Here is an 18,956-nt window from a genome sequence, read left to right on the forward strand (position 1 = left end):
CCCTATTGTCCAGTAGCCGCGTGCGGATCGACCAACGCGACGTTCGGCTGCCAGTCGTACACCACCGAGGTGCGCAGCACGATGTCCTGCAACGATCGCCTGCGCCCGTCGACAGCCGCCCACAACAGACCGAACGCAAATACGACACAGAGCACGGCCCGTAACGCCGCCAACGGCCACCGCAGTACTCCATGACGAGGCGAGACGAGCCTGACACCCATCAGAATTGCACCGACCGTACGACCGGTCGTAGCCCAGCACAGCGTCAGATAGCCGATCGACAGCGCGAGGAAAACCGAAATCGACAGGAATACCGCCGGAGACCGAAAGTTGAAGGACTGCGGACTGAACAACAGCTGTATGAAGAGGGAACCGACATATACCGATCCCATCAGTACCCCGACCACGGCGAGATCTATGAACGCTGCCACTCCACGCGTGACTATCCCGGCCGACCGCATGTCCTCGAGTGAAGGTTGCGGATGGCTCATGGGGTCGCCGGGCCTGGATCGCGTCCGAACAGCCGTCCGACGAAATGCGTCACCGCATCGTCGGCCTGCATTCCCTGACTGCGGACTCCTCGCACAGCCTCGGCCGACAGCGACCCCGTCGACTCGCGAATGATGTCCGGCAGGTCGACGCCCTCGATTACGAAGTTCGCCAGTCCGATCAAGTCCACCTTGGCGATCGCGGAATCGAGGTTCACCCGCGCAACGGCGCGATCGAGGTCGACGGTGTCGACGATCGCGTCGAGATCGACTCGACCGATGACGGCGGCAATGTCGACCCGCGCCACGGCTTTGTCGAGGTCCACTCGTGCGACCACGCTGTCGAGATCTACCCTCGCGACAGCTCTGTCCAGGTCGACACCCTCGACGATGGCATCGATATCGACGTTCTCTCGGATGAGCCGCGTCAAATCGATCTCGTCCAGAGCAGCGGCAACCACCTTGGTGATCGTGACACGAAGCAGCGCGTCCACGACTACAGCGGCCGCAGCTACCGCCCGCTCGCCGCGTACCGACAGAGACTCGGCAGGTCCGGACAGACCGGGGAGCCGGGTCAGCATGCGTAGGGATCCGCGTGCGGCACCTGCTGCCGTCACCGCCATGCCGGCAGCGAGGTTGATCAGTCGTACTTCGTCCGGCATACGTGCCACCACCTTGATCGTCGAACACCAGCATTCCAGTTCGAGAGGAGTTTTGTCCCGGCTATCCAGACCGAGCCCTGCCGGCTCATACGGACAAATCTCTCAGTAACTTGCCAAGCGCAAGGCCACTCGTCGAGTTGAAGACGCAACTATCGTGGGGCTGCATGACCAAGAAACGGTGGGGTGCACTCGGGGTAGTGGCCGCCGAGGACGACGCCCCTGCGGCTACCGTGTCCACATCCGGAGCGCAGGCCGCATCGACCGACGACATCGACGGACGGTGAAGGTGGTCGCAGGAGACGCGGCGAACACGACGGCCGCAGGATACTTCGTCAAGGATGTCCTCAACGGGGCCGACGTCACGGTCGTAGGTTCGACCACCGAAGTAATCGGAAGCGTCACCATCGCCGACAATTTTCTCACCGCGGGTGAGGTTGCGGTGCAGACGAATTCGATCAGCACCGACAGTGGGCGACGCGACAGCCAATTCCGGGGGAACATCTTCGACACGGCCACCTACCCGTCGGCAACGTTCACCATCGATTCACCCATCGACCTCTCGACATCCCGAAGGACGGAACAACCGAAACTGAACCGCCTTCACTAGGATTCGTGACAGTCGAAGCAACCGGATCCGTGGACTTTCTGATCAACTCCAGCACTTGGAACACCGATTCGAGGAACGTCGATCATGTACGTCGACCTCGTGGCAGGATTTGGGAAAGGAAGTTCACCTCGCGGAGGAAATTCACATGAAAGTCACCGATATCATCGCCGATATTGCGGTACCCGATATGGGCGAGGCTCGAAGCTTCTACACCGACTACCTCGGCCTGAGCGTCGAAGAGTTCAACCTGGGATGGGTCGCCAGGTACACGTCGCCGAGCACCGGCGCCCACATCCAAATTCTTACGCACGACGCGTCTGCCTCCGCCAACCCCGTCGTCTCGATCATGGTCGACGACATCGACGAGGCCCTCACCGAGGCGAAGGAGAATGGGTACGACATTATGCACCCGTTGACCACCGAACCCTGGGGAGTAACGCGATTCTTCGTCCGGGCACCAGATGGGAACGTCTTCAATATCGTCCAACAGCACTGAGAGAACAGTGTTTTCGCCCGCGCTATCTGGGTGCGTCGACTCCTACTTCGGTCCGTCGATGTTGAAACTCGACGCGTTCTCCCCGTCGGTTGCGACGGTGCTGACGATGTACTTGCGGAAGACAGTGTGCATGGATTCGACTACGAGAATGTGGCTGTCCAAGACGTCGACGAGGTTGTTGTCACCGCCCACTGCTTTCAGCGAACACTTTCGCGCCAGCGCCCTGCCGGATTCGAAGTCACCCATGCCTTTGACGTGCGCGAGTTCGTAGGCGCGATTCTTGCAGGTTTTCAGCAAATCGAGATACTTATCGCACGCCACATCGCACGCCCTTGCGGCGTCAGCAGTCAAGTAGAGGTGGCCATCGTCTGCTGCGGCAGCGAGGTCTTGCCAGGACAGACCGATGACTGCACTCGACTGCCCGGTCTGCCTACTGGAACAACCAGATTCGAGGAGGGCGCAGTACATGCGGAGATTGTTCGATTTCCACGGTGCCGGCGGATTCATCGACGATCGCCCAATCGCAGAAGGACTTGCGCAGAGACTCGGGTGCGCCGTGGAGATGCCGCACATCCCGGACGAGGACATGTCGTTCGAGGCATGGGCCACAATTGTTCGCAGGTACCTGGACGCGATGAAGTCGGGGGATAGCGTCGTCGCGCATTCTTTCGGCGCATCTATCCTGCTACGCGTGCTTGCAGAGAAGCGGCGGGCGGTGCCGTCGAAAGCGGTGCTGCTGGCAATGCCCGGCTGCCCTCGACGTCGGTGCACGAGCACAGATCGGGTGGGTATCAGTTGGTTGGCGTACTCGACGCGATCGCAGCGGAATTGACGGCGTAAGCGCGCGCCGTTTTTACCAAGCAAGCCCCCATGTTCGCGTGCGAGAAACGGTGAGGGCTTAGCAAAAAGGGTGTCCGCTCCACATGGATGCTCGCACTGGCTCATTTCCTATTCCAATGATAGGAATTGGGGATATTCTACGAAGGGACCGACGGTGCACATTACCGCCAAGGCGGACTATGCCGTGCGGACGCTACTCGAGCTCGCGGCGGCCGGTGGAGTTCCGGGAAAGGCGGAGGCGCTGGCGACGGCGCAGCAAATCCCGCACAAGTTCCTGGAGTCCGTTCTCGCCGATCTCCGGCGAGCCGATTTGGTGCGCAGTAGGCGTGGTCCGGACGGCGGTTACTGGTTGGCCCGTCCGCCCGCGGAAATTTCCGTCGCCGATGTCATTCGAGCGGTCGAGGGTCCGTTGGCGTCGGTTCGGGGTCAGCGCCCGGAGGATGTCGACTATCCCGGTCCTGCCGAACCGCTTCGGTTGGTGTGGCTGGCTGTGCGATCGAACATGCGTGCCGTTCTGGAGACTGTGTCGTTGGCGGAGATCGCCGACGACGACCTGCCGTCGCTCATTTCCGACCTGACCAGCGATCCGGCAGCGTGGGCACGACGGTGAAGCAGTCCTTAGTGATGTGTCCTAGTTCATAAGCAATAGGTGTTGTGATGCATTCGACATACTTGCAGTCGAGTGCAACATTGCAGAACTCTGCAAAGTCCGTAGTTTGGGTGGAGTGACCGTTCCCAACACCGGCCTTCGTGACCTGAAGAAGGCGGCAACCCGCGATGCTCTCGGTCTCGCGGCTGTCCGTCTCGGCACGGCTCGGGGACTGGACGCGGTCACAGCCGACGCCATCGCTGCCGAGGCAGGCGTATCCACGCGGACATTTCACAATTACTTCGCCAACAAGGAAGAAGCTGTCCTCCATCACATCGAGACATCTGCGCTCGAGTGGTTCGGCATGCTTCGTGCGCGGCCGGCGGAGGAACCGATCTGGGAATCGCTGCGCTACATCGCGGTGTCGATCGTGACCGATCCCGAGCGTGATCTCGGCGAGACGTTCGCCGCCGCACAGCTCATCGAGTCCAATCCCGCTGTGATGGCCCGCAAGCTCGAAGTTCACCAGTCGCTCACCCGCGTACTGGGTGAAGCGATCGCGCAACGAACCGGCACCGACATCGAGACCGATCTTTATCCGAATCTGCTGCAGATGGTCGTCGGTGCCGCTGTCGTTGCAGCGCTGACCCTCTGGACCAATGACACCTCGGGGCTGCTGTCGCCCAAACAGCTCGTCGAGGATGCATTCGATCAACTGCAAGCAGGCCTTCCGGCCCCGAATACAACGAACACGAACTGAGGAACCAACCAGTGGCCACCTATCTATACCGAATCGGCAAGTTCGCTTACCGACGAAAAGGCATAGTCATTGCCCTGTGGCTCGCGATTCTGGTGCTGGCGGGCATCGGCGCGTCGACCCTTTCGGGTCCGACTGCCAACTCGTTCAATATTCCGGGCACGCCCGCGCAGTCGGCACTCGATCTGCAGTCCGAGCGATTCGGAAACGCCGAAGATCCGCTGACGGCTGTCTCGGCGAACTACGTTTTCGCAGCGCCTGATGGTCGAAGCCTCGACACACCTGAGTACACCGCAGCGCTCGATGCCACCATCGCCGAGATCGACAAGATCGGCGACGTCGAGGCCTCCGCCAAGCCTGATGGGCAGAAGCCGCTGGTCAACCCGGTTGCAGGCAACAAGGCAATCGTCGAGCAGTACAACGAGCTCGCAGCCAAGGACGGCACCGCTCCAGACGTCGCGGCCGCGAACGCCGCAGCGCTGTCACCGTTGAGCCCGGAGGGCAACATCGGCACGCTCGATGTCCCGATCGCCACCGAACTCGCCGACGTCACCGACGATCTGCGTACCGCACTCGACGATGCTGCTCAGCCGGCGCGCGATGCGGGCCTCACCGTCGAACTCGGTGGCAGTGTCGCCCAGGATGCTTCCCCACCGGGCGGAACGTCCGAAATCGTCGGACTGGCCGTCGCCGCCATCGTTCTGCTGATCATGTTCGGTTCGGCCGCCGCAGCCAGCCTTCCGCTGATCACTGCCATCGTCGGCATCGGAATCAGCAGCCTCGCCATCACCACCGCGTCCGGCTTCGCCGATCTGTCCTCGTTCACCCCGATTCTCGCGGTGATGATCGGCCTCGCGGTCGCCATCGACTACTCACTGTTCATTCTCGCCCGATATCGGCATGAACTGACGCTCACCGATAACCGGGAGGAAGCCGTCGGACGCTCCGTCGGAACGGCAGGCTCGGCCGTCGTGTTCGCCGGCGCAACTGTGTTGATTGCCCTTGTCGCGCTACGCGTCGTCGGAATTCCGTTCCTTTCGCAGATGGGTCTGGCCGCGGCCTTTGCCGTGTTCACCGCAGTACTGATTGCGTTGACCTTCCTGCCCGCAATGCTCGGCCTCTACAAGGGCAAGGCTTTCGCAGGCAAGATCAAGTTCGTCAACACCACCGACCCCGAGGATCCGAACGCGAAGCCCACCAACGGTCTTCGTTGGGCACGCTTCCTGGTCAAGCGACCGGCTCTGGGTCTCATCGGCGGCATCGTGCTCCTCGGCGTCATCGCAGGCCCGACGACCGGACTCTCGCTCGCACTGCCGAGCATCGCCACGGCCGACCCGGCTACATCCGTGCGCAAGGCTTACGACCTCGAAGGTGAAGGATTCGGACCGGGCAAGAGTGGACCGCTTCTGACCATCGCCGACGCCACCGATGTGGCCGAAGCCGATCGCACCGCGGCCTTCCAGGAGGTCGTCGACGCGATCTACGAACAATCGGATGTGTCCAACGCACAGGTCATCGCGGTGAACGAGGCCGGCGATACCGCTCAGATCATCGTGACACCGTCCAGTGGACCGAACAGTCAGGAAACCAAGGACCTCGTCGAGAACCTGAGGGCTGCGGAATCCGGAGTGAAGGAGAGCACCGGCGTCTCCTACGGCGTGACGGGTCAGACCGCACTCGAGATCGACGTCTCCGAGCGCTTGCAGGACGCGTTGGTGCCGTACCTGGCAGTGGTGGTCGGACTGGCGTTCGTGCTGCTGATGCTGGTGTTCCGCTCGATTCTGGTGCCGTTGACGGCCACGATCGGCTTCTTGCTCAGCGTTCTCGCCACGTTCGGCGCCACGGTGTTCATCTTCCAAGAAGGTGGCCTGGGGTTGATCAGTAACCCGCAACCGATCGTGAGCTTCATGCCGATCTTCCTCATCGGTGTGGTGTTCGGGCTCGCGATGGACTACCAGGTGTTCCTGGTGTCTCGAATGCGCGAGGAGTACGTGCACGGCGCAACTGCGAAGGACGCCGTCGTGAACGGGTTCAAGTACGGCGCACGCGTCGTCACCTCCGCTGCCGTCATCATGATCTCCGTGTTCGCGGCGTTCATGGCCGAACCGGACTCGTTCATCAAGTCGATCGGCTTTGCCCTGGCTGCCGCAGTCTTCTTCGATGCCTTCGTCGTCCGCATGGTCATCATCCCTTCGGTGATGGCGCTTCTCGGCGACAAAGCGTGGTGGTTGCCGAAGTGGCTCGACAAGATTCTTCCCGACGTCGACATCGAAGGCGCCAAGTTGAACGCAGCCAGGCCGAAGGCCAAGGAGGAGCAACCAGTCACGGCCTGAGCCGAGATCGGTTGAAGGTTGCCTCGTACACCCGAAAAATGTGGAGACTGTTCTATATGTGCACGAGTAACCTCCGGCCGTCATGCTGATTCCACTTCTGAAGACCTATCTGGCCCCGTACAAGCGTTCGATTGCGGTACTGGTGGTGCTGCAGTTCGTGGCCACGGCCGCTTCGCTTTACCTACCGCGACTCAACGCGGACATCATCGACAACGGCGTCACTCGCGGGGACACGGACTACATCGTGTCCACCGGCATGTGGATGCTGGGTGTCTCGCTGGTTCAGATCGTCTGCTCGGTCGCGGCCGTGCTCATCGGTGCGAAAGCTGCGATGGGTGCGGGCCGCGATCTGCGGAAGTCCATTCTGCATCGCGTCGGGACGTTCTCGGCACGTGAAGTCGGGCAGTTCGGCGCACCGTCGCTCATCACCCGAAACACCAATGACGTGCAACAGGTCCAACTATTGATCGTCATGGGCTTCACCATTTTGGTGATGGCGCCGATCATGTGTATCGGCGGGGTGGTGATGGCGCTTCGGGAGGATATCGGCCTGTCCTGGATATTGATGATCGCGGTTCCCGGACTGGCAATCTCGATGGGGCTCATCGTGGTTCGGATGGTGCCGGGGTTTCGCTCCATGCAGGTTCGTATCGACGCAGTCAACCGCGTCCTTCGTGAGCAGATCACCGGTATCCGCGTGGTCCGAGCTTTCGTGCGTGAGCGATTCGAGATCGATCGCTTCGCTGTCGCCAACGACTCGTTGACCGATGCCGCGCTTCGTGTCGGTCGGCTGATGGCCTTGATGTTTCCGACGGTGATGCTGATCAGCAACGTGACCAGTGTCGCGGTGATCTGGTTCGGCGGCCACGCCATCAACGACGGAACCATGGAAATCGGTTCGTTGACAGCGCTTCTGAGCTACATCATGTTGATCCTGATGTCGGTCATGATGGCGTCGTTCATCGCGATGATGGTGCCGCGGGCCTCGGTGTGCGCCGATCGCATCAGTGAAGTCCTCGCGACCGAATCGTCGGTAGTCCTGGTGCGCGACCCGCTGACATTCGAGACGACCCCGGGACTCGTGGAGTTTCGCAGGGCAGAATTCTCATTTCCCGGAGCAGAAGTCCCCGTTCTTCAGGGCGTCAACTTCGTGGCCGAACCCGGTCGAGTCACCGCAATCATCGGCGGTACCGGATCGGGTAAGACGACCCTGATCAACCTGATTCCCAGACTCATCGACGTCACGGACGGACAGGTTCTGGTCGGCGGCGTCGATATTCGCGAGCTCGACATCGACATCCTGAGATCGGAGATCGGCCTCATCCCGCAGAAGCCGTACCTGTTCTCCGGAACCATCGCCAGCAACCTTCGATACGGGAAGTCCGACGCCACCGACGAAGAACTGTGGGAGGCGCTCGAGATCGCGCAAGGTGCAGACTTCGTCCGCAAGATGCCCGACGGCCTCGAGACCGCCGTCGCGCAGGGGGGAACAACCGTATCCGGTGGACAGCGTCAACGGCTCGCGATCGCACGGGCCCTCGTGCGACGCCCGAGCATCTATCTGTTCGACGACTCCTTCTCCGCGCTCGACCTCACCACCGATGCCAACCTCCGAAGCGCGCTCAAACCCGTCATGAAAGATGCCTGCATGATCGTTGTTGCACAACGCGTCTCGACCATCGTCGACGCGGATCAGATCCTCGTGCTCGACGACGGCAGACCGGTCGGGCTCGGTACGCACGAGGACCTGGTCATCACGTGCCCCACCTACGCCGAGATCGTCGACTCGCAGCATGCGGTGGCAGCATCGTGACGAAGCCGGCTACACAGCCTGTACTCACGAAATCCTCATCCGAGGAGCCGGCAGCAGAACGTAGCGACGCAGCTGGAGCACCCGGAACGAAGGCGCTGAACTTCAAGTCCTCACTCAAACGACTACTCGGACTTCTGAAGCCGGAGAGGATGTTGCTGTCGGTGATGTTGACGTTCGCCGTCGTGAGCGTCGTCCTCACCGTCGCCGGCCCGAACATCCTCGGGCATGCCACCAACTTGATCTTCAACGGTGTGGTCGGGAATCAGCTCCCCGCCGGCCAGACCAAGCAGGAAGCCATCGCCGGACTTCGGGCGCAAGGTCAGGGAACCTTCGCAGACCTGGTGTCCGGAATGGACGTCACCCCTGGCGTCGGGATCGACTTCTCGGCCGTCGGGAATGTTCTGCTGTTCGTACTCGCGCTCTATCTGGCGTCGGCGGTACTCGCCTGGGCCCAGGGATACATCCTCAACATCGCGCTCCAGCGCACCGTGCGCAATCTTCGTGACAGTGTGGAGCGCAAAATTCACCGACTTCCCTTGAAGTACTTCGACTCTCGAACCCGGGGCGAGCTACTCAGTCGGGTCACCAACGACATCGACAACGTCTCCACCAGCCTGCAGCAGACCTTGAGTCAGTTGATCACCTCCGTGCTGACAGTGTTGGGCATCTTGGGGATGATGATCTGGATCTCGCCGCTGCTCGCCTTCGTCGCGGTGCTGACCGTTCCTGCGTCGTTCGTTGTCACAGCAGTCATCGCCAAGAGATCGCAGCCGCACTTCGTCGCCCAGTGGAAGCACACGGGGCGGCTCAACGGGCAGATCGAGGAGACCTACACCGGCCACGAACTGGTCAAGGCATTCGGCAGGCAGGCGGAGGTCGAGCAGGAGTTCGGCGACCGCAACGACAAACTGTTCGAGTCGAGCTTCCGGGCACAGTTCATCTCCGGAATGATCATGCCCGCCATCATGTTTCTCGGAAACATCAACTACGTGATCATCGCCGTCGTGGGTGGGTTGCGAGTTGCATCGGGCACGCTGAGCCTCGGCGAAGTACAGGCGTTCATTCAGTATTCGCGTCAGTTCACCCAGCCACTGACGCAGGTCGGTTCGATGGTGAACCTCGTCCAGTCCGGCGTCGCTTCGGCCGAGCGGATCTTCGACCTGCTCGATGCCGACGACGAGGATGCAGATCCAGACGAACCTGTTGTCCCCGTGTCGAGTCTCGGCCGCGTCGCGTTCGAGAACGTCTCGTTCCGCTACAACGAGAGTCAGCCGCTGATCGAGGATCTTTCGCTGGTCGCCGAACCCGGCCATCTCGTTGCGATCGTCGGGCCCACGGGTGCGGGCAAGACGACATTGGTGAACCTGATCATGCGGTTCTACGAACTCGACTCGGGCCGAATCACCATCGATGGCATCGACGCCCGCGCTATGAGCCGCGATGAGCTACGTGGACGGACCGGAATGGTCTTGCAGGACACCTGGCTGTTCGGCGGAACGATCCGCGACAACATTGCCTACGGAGATCCGAACGCGTCGGAGGAAGAGATTCACGAAGCGGCGCGAGTCAGTTATGTCGACAAGTTCGTGCACTCTCTGCCCAAGGGCTACGACACGATCATCGACGAGGAAGGAAACAACGTCAGTGCCGGAGAAAAGCAGCTCATCACCATCGCTCGCGCGTTCCTGGCCAAACCGCTGATCCTGATTCTCGACGAGGCGACGAGCTCGGTCGACACGCGCACGGAGTTGCTGGTGCAGCAAGCAACAGCAGCGCTCCGTAGCGACCGCACCAGTTTCGTCATCGCCCACCGACTCTCGACCATCCGCGACGCCGATCTGATCGTCGTCATGGAGGACGGCCGGATCGTCGAGCAAGGCGATCACGACTCGCTCGTCGAGTCGGGCGGGGCGTACAACAGGCTGTATGCGTCGCAGTTCGCCTAAGGTTGGTCGAGTGAGCGCTCCAAACGACCCCTTCTTCGACATCGACAGCCGTCTCGACGGTCAGCTCGGGCGAACCGGTACCATCCACACCCCACATGGCGACATCGCTACCCCGGCGTTCATTGCCGTCGGCACCAAGGCAACCGTCAAAGCGGTTCTGCCAGAAGCGATGAAGGAGATCGGCGCACAGGCCGTACTCGCCAACGCATACCACTTGTACCTGCAGCCGGGCTCGGACATCATCGACGAAGCAGGTGGCCTCGGTAAGTTCATGAACTGGGACGGGCCGACCTTCACCGACAGTGGGGGCTTCCAGGTGATGTCGCTCGGTGTCGGTTTCAAGAAGGTCATCTCCATGGACGCGAGCCGCGTGGAGTCCGACGACGTCATCGCCGAAGGCAAGGAACGCCTCGCCCACGTCGACGACGACGGCGTCACCTTCAAATCACATCTCGACGGTTCGAAGCATCGATTCACGCCTGAGGTGTCGATGCAGATTCAGCATCGACTCGGCGCCGACATCATGTTCGCCTTCGACGAGCTCACCACGCTGATGAACACCCGTGGCTACCAGGAACTATCGGTCGACCGAACCCAGGCATGGGCCGTCCGCTGCGTCGAGGAACACGAAAGACTCACCGCAGAACGCGTCGGGAAGCCGTATCAGGCTTTGTTCGGTGTGGTGCAGGGCGCGCAATACGAAGATCTACGACGCAAGGCCGCACACGATCTGGAGACGATCATCGGTGAGACCGGGCGAGGTTTCGACGGTTACGGCATTGGCGGCGCTCTCGAGAAGCAGAATCTCGGGACGATCGTGCGGTGGGTGAACGAGGAACTGCCCGAACACAAGCCGCGTCACATGCTCGGCATCAGTGAACCGGACGACTTCTTCACCGCCATCGAGAACGGCGCCGATACCTTCGACTGCGTCAACCCTTCTCGCGTGGCACGCAATGCGGCAATCTATGTCCCCACAGGACGTTTCAACATCAACACGGCAAAACATCGTCGTGATTTCACGCCGATCGACGAACACTGCGACTGCTACACGTGTGCTCACTACACGCGGGCCTACATCCATCACTTGTTCAAAGCGAAGGAAATGTTGGCCTCGACGCTGTGCACCATCCACAACGAACGATTCACCGTGAAACTGGTCGACGACATCCGAGCGTCGATAAACGAGGGACGGTTCGAGGAGTTCAAGACCGAATATCTCGGTCGTTTCTACGGAACTTCTAACCGGTAGTCGGTTTCTGTTGGGCGAGTTGATCTTCCAGATCTACGATCCGGCTGAGCAACTCTGCTTCCCGCTCGGCTGCCTTGCGTTGATACACCTTCGACAACTCTGAGAGGTATGCCTGGTCGTATCGAGGAATGATGCTGCGCGAGCAGTTCCAGTCGAACGCCTCGACGTCGATGACGACGCTGCGATCGGACTTCGCGGCAACCGTTCGAGTTCCCAGATCCTCGAGCCTTGCCTGCAGTTCGGGGTCGGCATCGGCCTCGATCACACGTGCTCTGCCGTAGAGCTTGAGTCGCTGGCGTAGCGGATAGTTCACCAAAAACAGTGCAACGCGGCCGTCGTGATCGATATTCGACGTGGTCACATATTGGTTGTTGCCGGCGAAATCAGCGAAACCTAGCGTCGAATCGTCGAGTACCTGAAGGAAACCCTGTGGGCCACTGCGATACTGAATGTAGGGCCAGCCGGATTCGGCGACGGAGGCGATGTGAAACTGATCGGCCTCGCGGATGATGAGCTTCTCTCGGGTATCCAGCGGCATGGGGCCGTCGTCGGGGCGTTCGGTCTGTGCACCGTACGCGGTGTAACTCCCTGTTGCAGTTTGCCGCTCGATGGCGGAAGGCCCGAACATCAGATGGTGATAGTGGTTGTTGGGCATGGATCACGCCTGGTCCTGATGCTCAGCTTTTTGTTGCATAGCTTGGGCGAGGTAGTCACCGAGTTCGCGCCCGAGGTTCTCGTCGAGCGCTCGCGCGAGGGTCGCGTTCACCGAATGAACGGCGAGCTCACGCATCTTGACCAGCATGTCCGCAGTGGCACCGACTTCATCGTCACCCGGCAGCCAGCCTTCGCCGTGCACGTCGGTGATGTGTTTCTTTGCGGTACCGATCATATCTTTGGCGATGCCGTCGACGGCGGCGTGAATGCGCTCGTGGACGTCGATGAGCTGACCGATCGTCAAACCGTACTCGGACAGTGACGAGAAACTTCCGAGGAGTTCCGGATCGGTGAAAACGCAGGTGTCGCCCTCGACTCGTGCAAGGCCGAGTGACTGTAGGCGCGTCAGTTGGTCACTGCCGCCCAGGAATTCGTCGACGAGCGAGAGTGGAACCTCGACGGTGTCGTCTTTCGACCATTGCTCGGTTACTGCATTCTGCAAGCCGAGTACTTCGGCGAGATCCTTGCCGTTCTCCCAGCCGGTGATGAAGTCGCTGATATGGCTGGTGGTGAATCCACGTTGCAGAAGGAGATCGATGAGCCGCAATCGTGCGAGATGTGAGTCGTCGTAGATCCCGACGCGCCCGCGTTTTTCCGGCGGCTGAAGAAGTCCCCGCTCACGGTATGCCCGGACGTTACGGGAGGTCGTGCCCGCGGCATGCGCAAGATCGTCGATCCGATACTCCACCGAAGATCCTTTCGCTTACCCGACTGCTTTGTATACCGTAGCGCGGCTGACTTCTGCGGAGGTCGATGCCTGTGATGAGTAGTTGCCGGTGGTATCGATCTCAGGTCACCCGAATGGTGTGAGGTGGCGATCCTCCGCAGTTCGTAGTGTCGAACGAGGTCCTGTTTCACTCTTCGGTCGCGACCGCACAGGTATGCCATCACCACGGTCGAGGTCCTACGGAAGCAGGAGACGGGCGGACCGAAAGGAAGCTATGTCCACTGATACCGGAGCTACTCCAACGGTGCGAGCCGTGCACGAAGACGCATTGCGCACGCTGCCGTTCTCCGACGAGCAGGACTTCGCGGATGCAGACCGGGGGTTCGTCGCGGCGCTACAGCCCGGCGCCATCACCGATGCTGCCGGGTCTGTTGTCTGGGACTGCGATTCTTTCGCGTTCCTCGAAGACGCGTGTCCACCGACAGTGCATCCCAGCTTGTGGCGTCAATCGCAGCTGTGCGCCAAACAGGGTTTGTTCGAAGTGTGCGATCGGGTGTACCAAATCCGAGGTCTGGATGTTTCGAATCTGACGTTGATCGAAGGAGATGCGGGGGTTATCGTCATCGATCCGCTGATCTCGGCGGAGACAGCAGCGGCAGGACTCGCTCTCTACCGGGCCCATCGCGGCCAACGGCCTGTCACCGGTGTCATCATCAGTCACAGCCACATCGACCATTTCGGCGGTATCAAGGGTGTCACCACCGTGGAGGACGTCGAGGCCGGCCGGTGCCCGGTATTGGCGCCTGCCGGATTCGTCGAACACGCTGTGGAGGAGAACGTCTATGCGGGAACAGCAATGGCTCGCCGTGCCGCCTATATGTATGGAGCTGCGCTACCTCGTAATCCTCTGGGGGCGGTGGGGGCAGGTCTTGGTTTGACGACGTCGACAGGTACACCGACGCTGATTTCGCCGACTGTCTCCATCGACCGGTCAGGTCATATGGAGACGATCGACGGCGTCCGGATCGAATTTCAGCTGACGCCGGGAACCGAGGCTCCGGCGGAGATGAACTTCTACTTCCCGGATCTGCGCGCCCTGTGCATGGCAGAGAACGCAACCCACACTCTGCACAACCTGTTGACGTTGCGTGGCGCACTCGTGCGTGATCCGCACGTGTGGTCGGGATACCTCACCGAAGCGATCAATCGGTATGCATCCAAGTCCGATGTGCTGTTCGCTTCGCACCATTGGCCCACCTGGGGGACGGAGCGGCTGACCGAATTTCTGGCACTCCAACGCGATCTGTACGGATATCTTCACGACCAGACGGTGCGGCGGATCAATCAGGGGTTGACGGGTACCGAGATCGCTGAAGAAATCGAGTTGCCTCCAGCCATAGCTCGCGCCTGGCACACCAGGGGTTACTACGGATCGGTCAGTCACAATGTCAAAGCGATCTACCAGCGATACATGGGATGGTTCGAGGGCAATCCAGCTTTGCTGTGGGAGCACACTCCCGTCGACTCCGCAGTACGGCATGTCGACTTCATGGGTGGTTCCGCGGAAGTACTCCGGAAGGCGCGAGAGACGTTCGATAGTGGCGACTTTCGCTGGACCGCGCAGGTTTTGAACTATGTACTGTTCGCGGAGCCGGACAATTCCGACGCCCGTACTCTTCAGGCCGATACCTTCGAACAGCTCGGATTCGGCTGTGAGAACGGCACTTGGCGCAATTTCTACCTGATGGGCGCATACGAGTTGAGGCGTGGCAACGTCGGCACACCGATCATCGCTGCTGCCCCCGACATCCTCGGCGCGCTCACGGTCGGGCAGATTTTCGACGCCATCGCACTACGTGTCGACGGCCCGCGGGCATGGTCCGCCGACATCGTGCTGGACTGGGACGTCACGGACGAAGAGTTGGTGCACCGAACGGCGTTGCGTAACGGCCTTTTGGTTCACTTCGATCTCGATCACGATGCAACCCGCGGAGACACCGTTTTCCACCTGACCCGGCCTGACCTGATCGGTATATTGCTCGGCGGGATGGACCTCAGTGCAATGATCTCGGACGGAAAGGTTCGCGTCGACGGCGATCCGAGCCAGCTTGCGGAATTGGCAAGTTACCTCGACGCGCCCGATCCGAACTTTGCGATAGTGACGCCGTGACTTCGAGTTGCGTGTCAGAAAGAATATCTACGCTGCTCAGTTATCGAGCTCCGTAAAAATACGGTCCGACAGTTCCTGGTTATCAATGTCGAGGATCTGGTTCCAGAAGTAGACAGCTTCTGGGCCGTAGGCGTGGCCGTGGCCGTAAGGAACCTCGGCAGCGAACACCATGTCCAGGGTGACCTGCCAGAACGAGACGAATGGCACCCAGGTCATGCCTTTGTCGATGTCCTCGCCCCGTGGCTCGTCGAGCCAGTCGGGTTTGTTGAGGAGCAGACTCGGGGACCACCACACGATGGGATCGCTGGCATGCTGCCAGTACACGATGCGCGGCGAATCCCACTCGCCGAGGCCCGGTGCATCGAGGTCGGCGGGAGTCGAGGCGAAGCGCACATTCTCGCCACCGTAGATAACAGGCAGGATTTCACGACTACCGGGATCTCGGGAATCGGTGATCTGCCGCCACTGCTCGGTGAAATTGGGGGTGCCCACGAACAGGGCGCCGTCAGTTCGGGCAATGATGTCCTGGGCGCCGGAGAATGCGTCCTGCGCGCCATACGAACCCAAGGACTCCCCGAACACCAATAGCTTGGGCCGCTGCTCAGGGGGTTGCTTGCTCCAACGGGCGTACACCGCTTCGAACAACGCGCGCCCGGCAAGCTTGGGTGTCTTCCGATCCGCAAGGAATGCCAAGGGACTCGGCAGGAACGAGTACTGCATCGCCGCAATCGCAGAATCGCCGCCGGACAGGTATTCGAGTGATGCCGCCACATTCTGATTCACCCAACCACGCCCGGTGGTGGTGGCCACGGCAAGATACTCTCGATCGAACGCGCCGGTTCGGTCGAGCTCGGCGACAACATTGTCGGCAAGTGAGTCGACGACGTTTCGGCTCTCGTCGAGACCATCGGCGTCTACCGAAACTCGACCGGCGTACACCCGGATCGGCTCGAGTGCAGCAGCTCCCGTAATTTCGGTGATTTGTGCCGCGTCCGGTCCGTCTGCCACGAACGTCCGGCCTTCACGCCCGAGCGAATCCCAGCTCTCGAGCGACTCCGGAGACCCTGAGCGTTCTGGCGAAGTAGGCTGAACCGCTCCGTCGGCTGTGCCCTTGTCTGCTACGGCGGCAGAACCATTGGCGATACGCGCAATTCCCGTCGAGAGAATGCCTTCGATCATGAGCACCACGATCACAGTTACGACGAGCGCACTGACGCCCAGCGCAATGGGTGCGGGTAGGAATCGATCGACGAATCGGTCGAGTAGGTGCACGAGCTGCCGAAGTCCGCGTCCGATGAGTAAGCAGAGCAGGAAGACCACTGCGCCGACGGCAAATACTCCAAAGTAGTCCCAGTTGCTGCCAGGCTCGATACCAACCAGTTCGCGGGAGATGTCCTGCCACCATGATCCGAGTACGAGGAAGGTGGGGATCAGGACCAGAGCCACGATTCCGATCGTTATCCAACCGGCCCGCTGCCATCGCGGTGTCCACTGTCGGGTCAGACCACATTTGTGGAGGAGCCAAAGAACCAAGACTCCTAAACCGTAGCCGATCGCCGCACTCACTCCGCTGGCCACGGCCTGGAGGCTCCAGGGGCGCGGTAGCAGTGACGGGGACATCGACCAGCAGTAGAACGCCAGGGCGAATATCAGACCTATCGGATTGAACCTGGCCAGCCAGTGTCGAACTCGTCCGAAGCGAACCTTGTTCGGTGGTGAGTTGCTTTCATCGAGGGGCGAGTGCTCTGCGTTCGGAGCTTCTTCTGTGGAGGCGGGCATCTCTTGGCTCCTGATCGATCGCGCGTATATCGTCGTGCTGGTTCGGAGGTGACGGTTGGCTCAGCAATGGGCATAAAGCGGATAGAAGGGCAATTGCACGGGTGTCCCGACGGCAAGGCGGCGCCAACCGTCCCCAGACTGAGAAGGAATGTGGTGGTTCGGACTTTACCCCGCATCCGAAGACTGGAAAGCGAAAAATCGACCCATCTCGTTCAGCATCGACATACGATGCCTTTCATGGCCAGATCCGAGTTTTCGTGCACACCGGAAAGTTCGTCCCCGCGACGGACAGCGGTGAAAGAATTCACTGAACCTTGTTGAACACTTCTATCCGATTTCACAGACTGACCTACTAGTGAACTGTGTTTTTGGTTAGCTTCTGATGTCTGAACAGACAGAGCTCTGGTACGAGCGAAAGAAGGAAGTCATGACCAAACATCACACCAATGCTCGACAAAACACCAACCTCGGTGACGTGCTCTCTATGAACACAGTGTTCGTCAGGCCGGGTGAGGCCACCGAGTTACCAAAATTCAGGATTCCAGACGACATGAGCCTGCCGGAGACGGCGTATCAGATCGTGCACGACGAGGCGATGCTCGACGGCAACGCGCGTCTGAATCTCGCCACCTTCGTCAGTACCTGGATGGACGACGAGGCCAAGAAGCTCTACAGCGAGACCTTCGACAAGAACATGATCGACAAGGACGAGTACCCACAAACAGCTGCAATCGAGGAGCGCTGCTGGAAGATATTGGGCAACCTGTGGCACAGTCCCGACATCGACAACGCTATTGGTACGTCGACGATCGGTTCCTCGGAGGCGTGCATGCTCGGCGGACTCGCACTCAAGCGGCGTTGGCAAGGTCGTCGTAAAGCGGAGGGCAAGTCGACCGAGACCCCGAACATCGTGCTGTCCACTGCAGTTCAAGTGTGCTGGGAGAAGTTCTGCAATTACTTCGAGGTGGAACCGCGGTGGGTTCCGATCAGCAAAGACCACATGGTTCTCGACGGGTACGAACTCGAGAAGTATGTAGACGAGAACACGATCGGCGTGGTCGCGATCATGGGGCAGACCTACACCGGCATGTACGAGCCGGTCGCCGAGATCGCCAAGAAGCTCGACGAAATTCAAGCCGACACCGGGCTTGACGTTCAGATCCACGTCGACGGCGCATCCGGCGCCATGATTGCCCCGTTCTGTCAGCCCGATCTCGAGTGGGACTTCCGAGTAACCCGGGTGGCGTCGATCAACACCTCCGGGCACAAGTTCGGCCTCGTGTACCCCGGCGTCGGCTGGATCGTGTGGCGCGATGAAGAAGCCTTGCCCGCGAGCATGGTCTTCCACTGCAGCTACCTCGGGGGAGACATGCCGACCTTGGCGCTGAACTTCTCGCGTCCAGGAGCTCAGGTATTGCTGCAGTACTACATGTTCCTCCGATTGGGGTTCAGGGGATTTCGGCAGGTGCAGCAGGGTTCGCTCGATGTGGCACAGCATCTTTCGTCGAAGATTGCGCGACTTGATGCTTTCGAACTGGTCAGCAAGGGGGACACCATCCCGGTCTTCGCTTGGCGCTTGAAAGAGGGGTATACCGACAAGTGGAATCTGTACGACCTCTCCGATCGGTTGAGGATGAAGGGATGGCTCGTTCCTGCCTATCCGATGGCCGACAATCTGGGCGAGATGACAGTTCAGCGCATCGTGGTACGTGTCGGGTTGAGCGAAGATCTAGCAGACGCACTGTTCAGAGACCTCGAAGGGGAGGTTACTTTTCTCGACAGCCTCACTGTGCCTATGCCGCGAGTGGGCGAAGGATCCCACTTCCACCACTGAGCGTGGCAA

The 18,956-nt window shown here is 60.3% G+C and carries 16 protein-coding genes and 1 pseudogene; 11 read left to right on the plus strand and 6 right to left on the minus strand.

Translation table 11 applies throughout. The annotated features are described in order from the left end of the window. Nucleotides 1–2: 2 nt before the first annotated feature. Nucleotides 3–491 (minus strand): RDD family protein, encoded by a 489-nt coding sequence (locus E5720_RS11310; protein ID WP_136170740.1) that lies wholly within the window; start codon nucleotides 489–491, stop codon nucleotides 3–5. Continuing rightward, on the minus strand, nucleotides 488–1,150 hold the full coding sequence (locus E5720_RS11315; RefSeq protein WP_136172613.1) for a hypothetical protein: 663 nt from the start codon (nucleotides 1,148–1,150) through the stop codon (nucleotides 488–490). The genes E5720_RS11310 and E5720_RS11315 overlap by 4 nt, the downstream gene beginning before the upstream one ends. A 164-nt stretch (nucleotides 1,151–1,314) precedes the next feature. Here E5720_RS11315 and E5720_RS11320 point away from each other — a divergent pair. Next, nucleotides 1,315–1,804, plus strand: a pseudogene (locus E5720_RS11320) (YceI family protein); the annotation flags it as partial. A 98-nt stretch (nucleotides 1,805–1,902) separates the two neighbouring features. Continuing rightward, on the plus strand, nucleotides 1,903–2,253 hold the full coding sequence (locus tag E5720_RS11325; protein ID WP_136170741.1) for a VOC family protein: 351 nt from the start codon (nucleotides 1,903–1,905) through the stop codon (nucleotides 2,251–2,253). A 42-nt stretch (nucleotides 2,254–2,295) separates the two neighbouring features. Here E5720_RS11325 and E5720_RS11330 read toward each other — a convergent pair whose 3' ends face one another. Next, nucleotides 2,296–2,721 carry a hypothetical protein gene (locus E5720_RS11330; protein WP_247595918.1) on the minus strand — a complete coding sequence of 142 codons (426 nt, stop codon included), beginning with the start codon at nucleotides 2,719–2,721 and terminating at the stop codon, nucleotides 2,296–2,298. Between E5720_RS11330 and E5720_RS11335 the strand changes: the two genes are divergently transcribed. The 7 genes from E5720_RS11335 to tgt all read left to right on the plus strand — a co-directional run bounded on the left by E5720_RS11335 (nucleotide 2,720) and on the right by tgt (nucleotide 11,783). Continuing rightward, nucleotides 2,720–3,085, plus strand: coding sequence for an alpha/beta hydrolase (locus tag E5720_RS11335; RefSeq protein WP_348769833.1), 366 nt, complete (start codon nucleotides 2,720–2,722; stop codon nucleotides 3,083–3,085). The genes E5720_RS11330 and E5720_RS11335 overlap by 2 nt on opposite strands. A gap of 162 nt (nucleotides 3,086–3,247) precedes the next feature. Beyond that, nucleotides 3,248–3,703, plus strand: coding sequence for an Rrf2 family transcriptional regulator (locus tag E5720_RS11340; protein ID WP_136170742.1), 456 nt, complete (start codon nucleotides 3,248–3,250; stop codon nucleotides 3,701–3,703). A 106-nt stretch (nucleotides 3,704–3,809) separates the two neighbouring features. Beyond that, a complete protein-coding gene (locus E5720_RS11345; RefSeq protein WP_136170743.1) occupies nucleotides 3,810–4,442 on the plus strand; it encodes a TetR/AcrR family transcriptional regulator in 633 nt (210 codons plus the stop codon). Nucleotides 4,443–4,453: 11 nt separating this feature from the next. Continuing rightward, nucleotides 4,454–6,772: an MMPL family transporter gene (locus E5720_RS11350; RefSeq protein WP_136170744.1), complete on the plus strand. Its 2,319-nt coding sequence runs from the start codon at nucleotides 4,454–4,456 to the stop codon at nucleotides 6,770–6,772. Nucleotides 6,773–6,854: 82 nt separating this feature from the next. Next, nucleotides 6,855–8,585, plus strand: a complete 1,731-nt coding sequence (locus E5720_RS11355; protein ID WP_136170745.1) for an ABC transporter ATP-binding protein — start codon at nucleotides 6,855–6,857, stop codon at nucleotides 8,583–8,585. A gap of 95 nt (nucleotides 8,586–8,680) precedes the next feature. After that, nucleotides 8,681–10,531 (plus strand): ABC transporter ATP-binding protein, encoded by a 1,851-nt coding sequence (locus tag E5720_RS11360; RefSeq protein ID WP_247596319.1) that lies wholly within the window; start codon nucleotides 8,681–8,683, stop codon nucleotides 10,529–10,531. 10 nt (nucleotides 10,532–10,541) lie between these two features. Next, nucleotides 10,542–11,783, plus strand: a complete 1,242-nt coding sequence (tgt, locus tag E5720_RS11365; protein WP_136170746.1) for a tRNA guanosine(34) transglycosylase Tgt — start codon at nucleotides 10,542–10,544, stop codon at nucleotides 11,781–11,783. On the opposite strand, the gene E5720_RS11370 is transcribed toward tgt, so the two are convergent. Together E5720_RS11370 and E5720_RS11375 are read right to left on the minus strand one after the other, a co-directional pair. After that, nucleotides 11,773–12,438, minus strand: coding sequence for a pyridoxamine 5'-phosphate oxidase family protein (locus E5720_RS11370; protein ID WP_136170747.1), 666 nt, complete (start codon nucleotides 12,436–12,438; stop codon nucleotides 11,773–11,775). The two genes, tgt and E5720_RS11370, sit on opposite strands and share 11 nt — an antisense overlap. Before the next feature lie 3 nt (nucleotides 12,439–12,441). After that, a complete protein-coding gene (locus E5720_RS11375; RefSeq protein WP_136170748.1) occupies nucleotides 12,442–13,185 on the minus strand; it encodes a MerR family transcriptional regulator in 744 nt (247 codons plus the stop codon). A 253-nt stretch (nucleotides 13,186–13,438) separates the two neighbouring features. On the opposite strand from E5720_RS11375, the gene E5720_RS11380 reads away from it, so the two are divergent. Next, nucleotides 13,439–15,334, plus strand: a complete 1,896-nt coding sequence (locus E5720_RS11380) for an alkyl sulfatase dimerization domain-containing protein (protein WP_136170749.1) — start codon at nucleotides 13,439–13,441, stop codon at nucleotides 15,332–15,334. A 36-nt stretch (nucleotides 15,335–15,370) separates the two neighbouring features. Here the strand turns inward: E5720_RS11380 and E5720_RS11385 are convergent, their stop codons facing one another. Further along, the gene (locus tag E5720_RS11385) at nucleotides 15,371–17,113 is read right to left on the minus strand and encodes an alpha/beta-hydrolase family protein (RefSeq protein WP_136170750.1); all 1,743 of its coding nucleotides are present in this window, start codon (nucleotides 17,111–17,113) and stop codon (nucleotides 15,371–15,373) included. A gap of 427 nt (nucleotides 17,114–17,540) precedes the next feature. Here E5720_RS11385 and E5720_RS11390 point away from each other — a divergent pair, with 427 nt between their 5' ends. Further along, the gene (locus tag E5720_RS11390) at nucleotides 17,541–18,947 is read left to right on the plus strand and encodes a glutamate decarboxylase (protein ID WP_136172616.1); all 1,407 of its coding nucleotides are present in this window, start codon (nucleotides 17,541–17,543) and stop codon (nucleotides 18,945–18,947) included. Nucleotides 18,948–18,956 lie beyond the last annotated feature (9 nt).

Source organism: Rhodococcus sp. PAMC28707, assembly GCF_004795915.1.
Classification (GTDB): domain Bacteria; phylum Actinomycetota; class Actinomycetes; order Mycobacteriales; family Mycobacteriaceae; genus Rhodococcoides.

Excerpts from the sequence above, each read along its gene's own strand:
- E5720_RS11310 (WP_136170740.1), bottom strand. The coding sequence starts at position 491 with ATGAGCCATCCGCAACCTTCACTCGAGGACATGCGGTCGGCCGGGATA.
- E5720_RS11315 (WP_136172613.1), bottom strand. The coding sequence starts at position 1,150 with ATGCCGGACGAAGTACGACTGATCAACCTCGCTGCCGGCATGGCGGTG.
- E5720_RS11325 (WP_136170741.1), top strand. The coding sequence starts at position 1,903 with ATGAAAGTCACCGATATCATCGCCGATATTGCGGTACCCGATATGGGC.
- E5720_RS11335 (WP_348769833.1), top strand. The coding sequence starts at position 2,720 with ATGCGGAGATTGTTCGATTTCCACGGTGCCGGCGGATTCATCGACGAT.
- E5720_RS11330 (WP_247595918.1), bottom strand. The coding sequence starts at position 2,721 with ATGTACTGCGCCCTCCTCGAATCTGGTTGTTCCAGTAGGCAGACCGGG.
- E5720_RS11355 (WP_136170745.1), top strand. The coding sequence starts at position 6,855 with ATGCTGATTCCACTTCTGAAGACCTATCTGGCCCCGTACAAGCGTTCG.
- E5720_RS11370 (WP_136170747.1), bottom strand. The coding sequence starts at position 12,438 with ATGCCCAACAACCACTATCACCATCTGATGTTCGGGCCTTCCGCCATC.
- E5720_RS11380 (WP_136170749.1), top strand. The coding sequence starts at position 13,439 with ATGTCCACTGATACCGGAGCTACTCCAACGGTGCGAGCCGTGCACGAA.
- E5720_RS11385 (WP_136170750.1), bottom strand. The coding sequence starts at position 17,113 with ATGCCCGCCTCCACAGAAGAAGCTCCGAACGCAGAGCACTCGCCCCTC.
- E5720_RS11390 (WP_136172616.1), top strand. The coding sequence starts at position 17,541 with ATGACCAAACATCACACCAATGCTCGACAAAACACCAACCTCGGTGAC.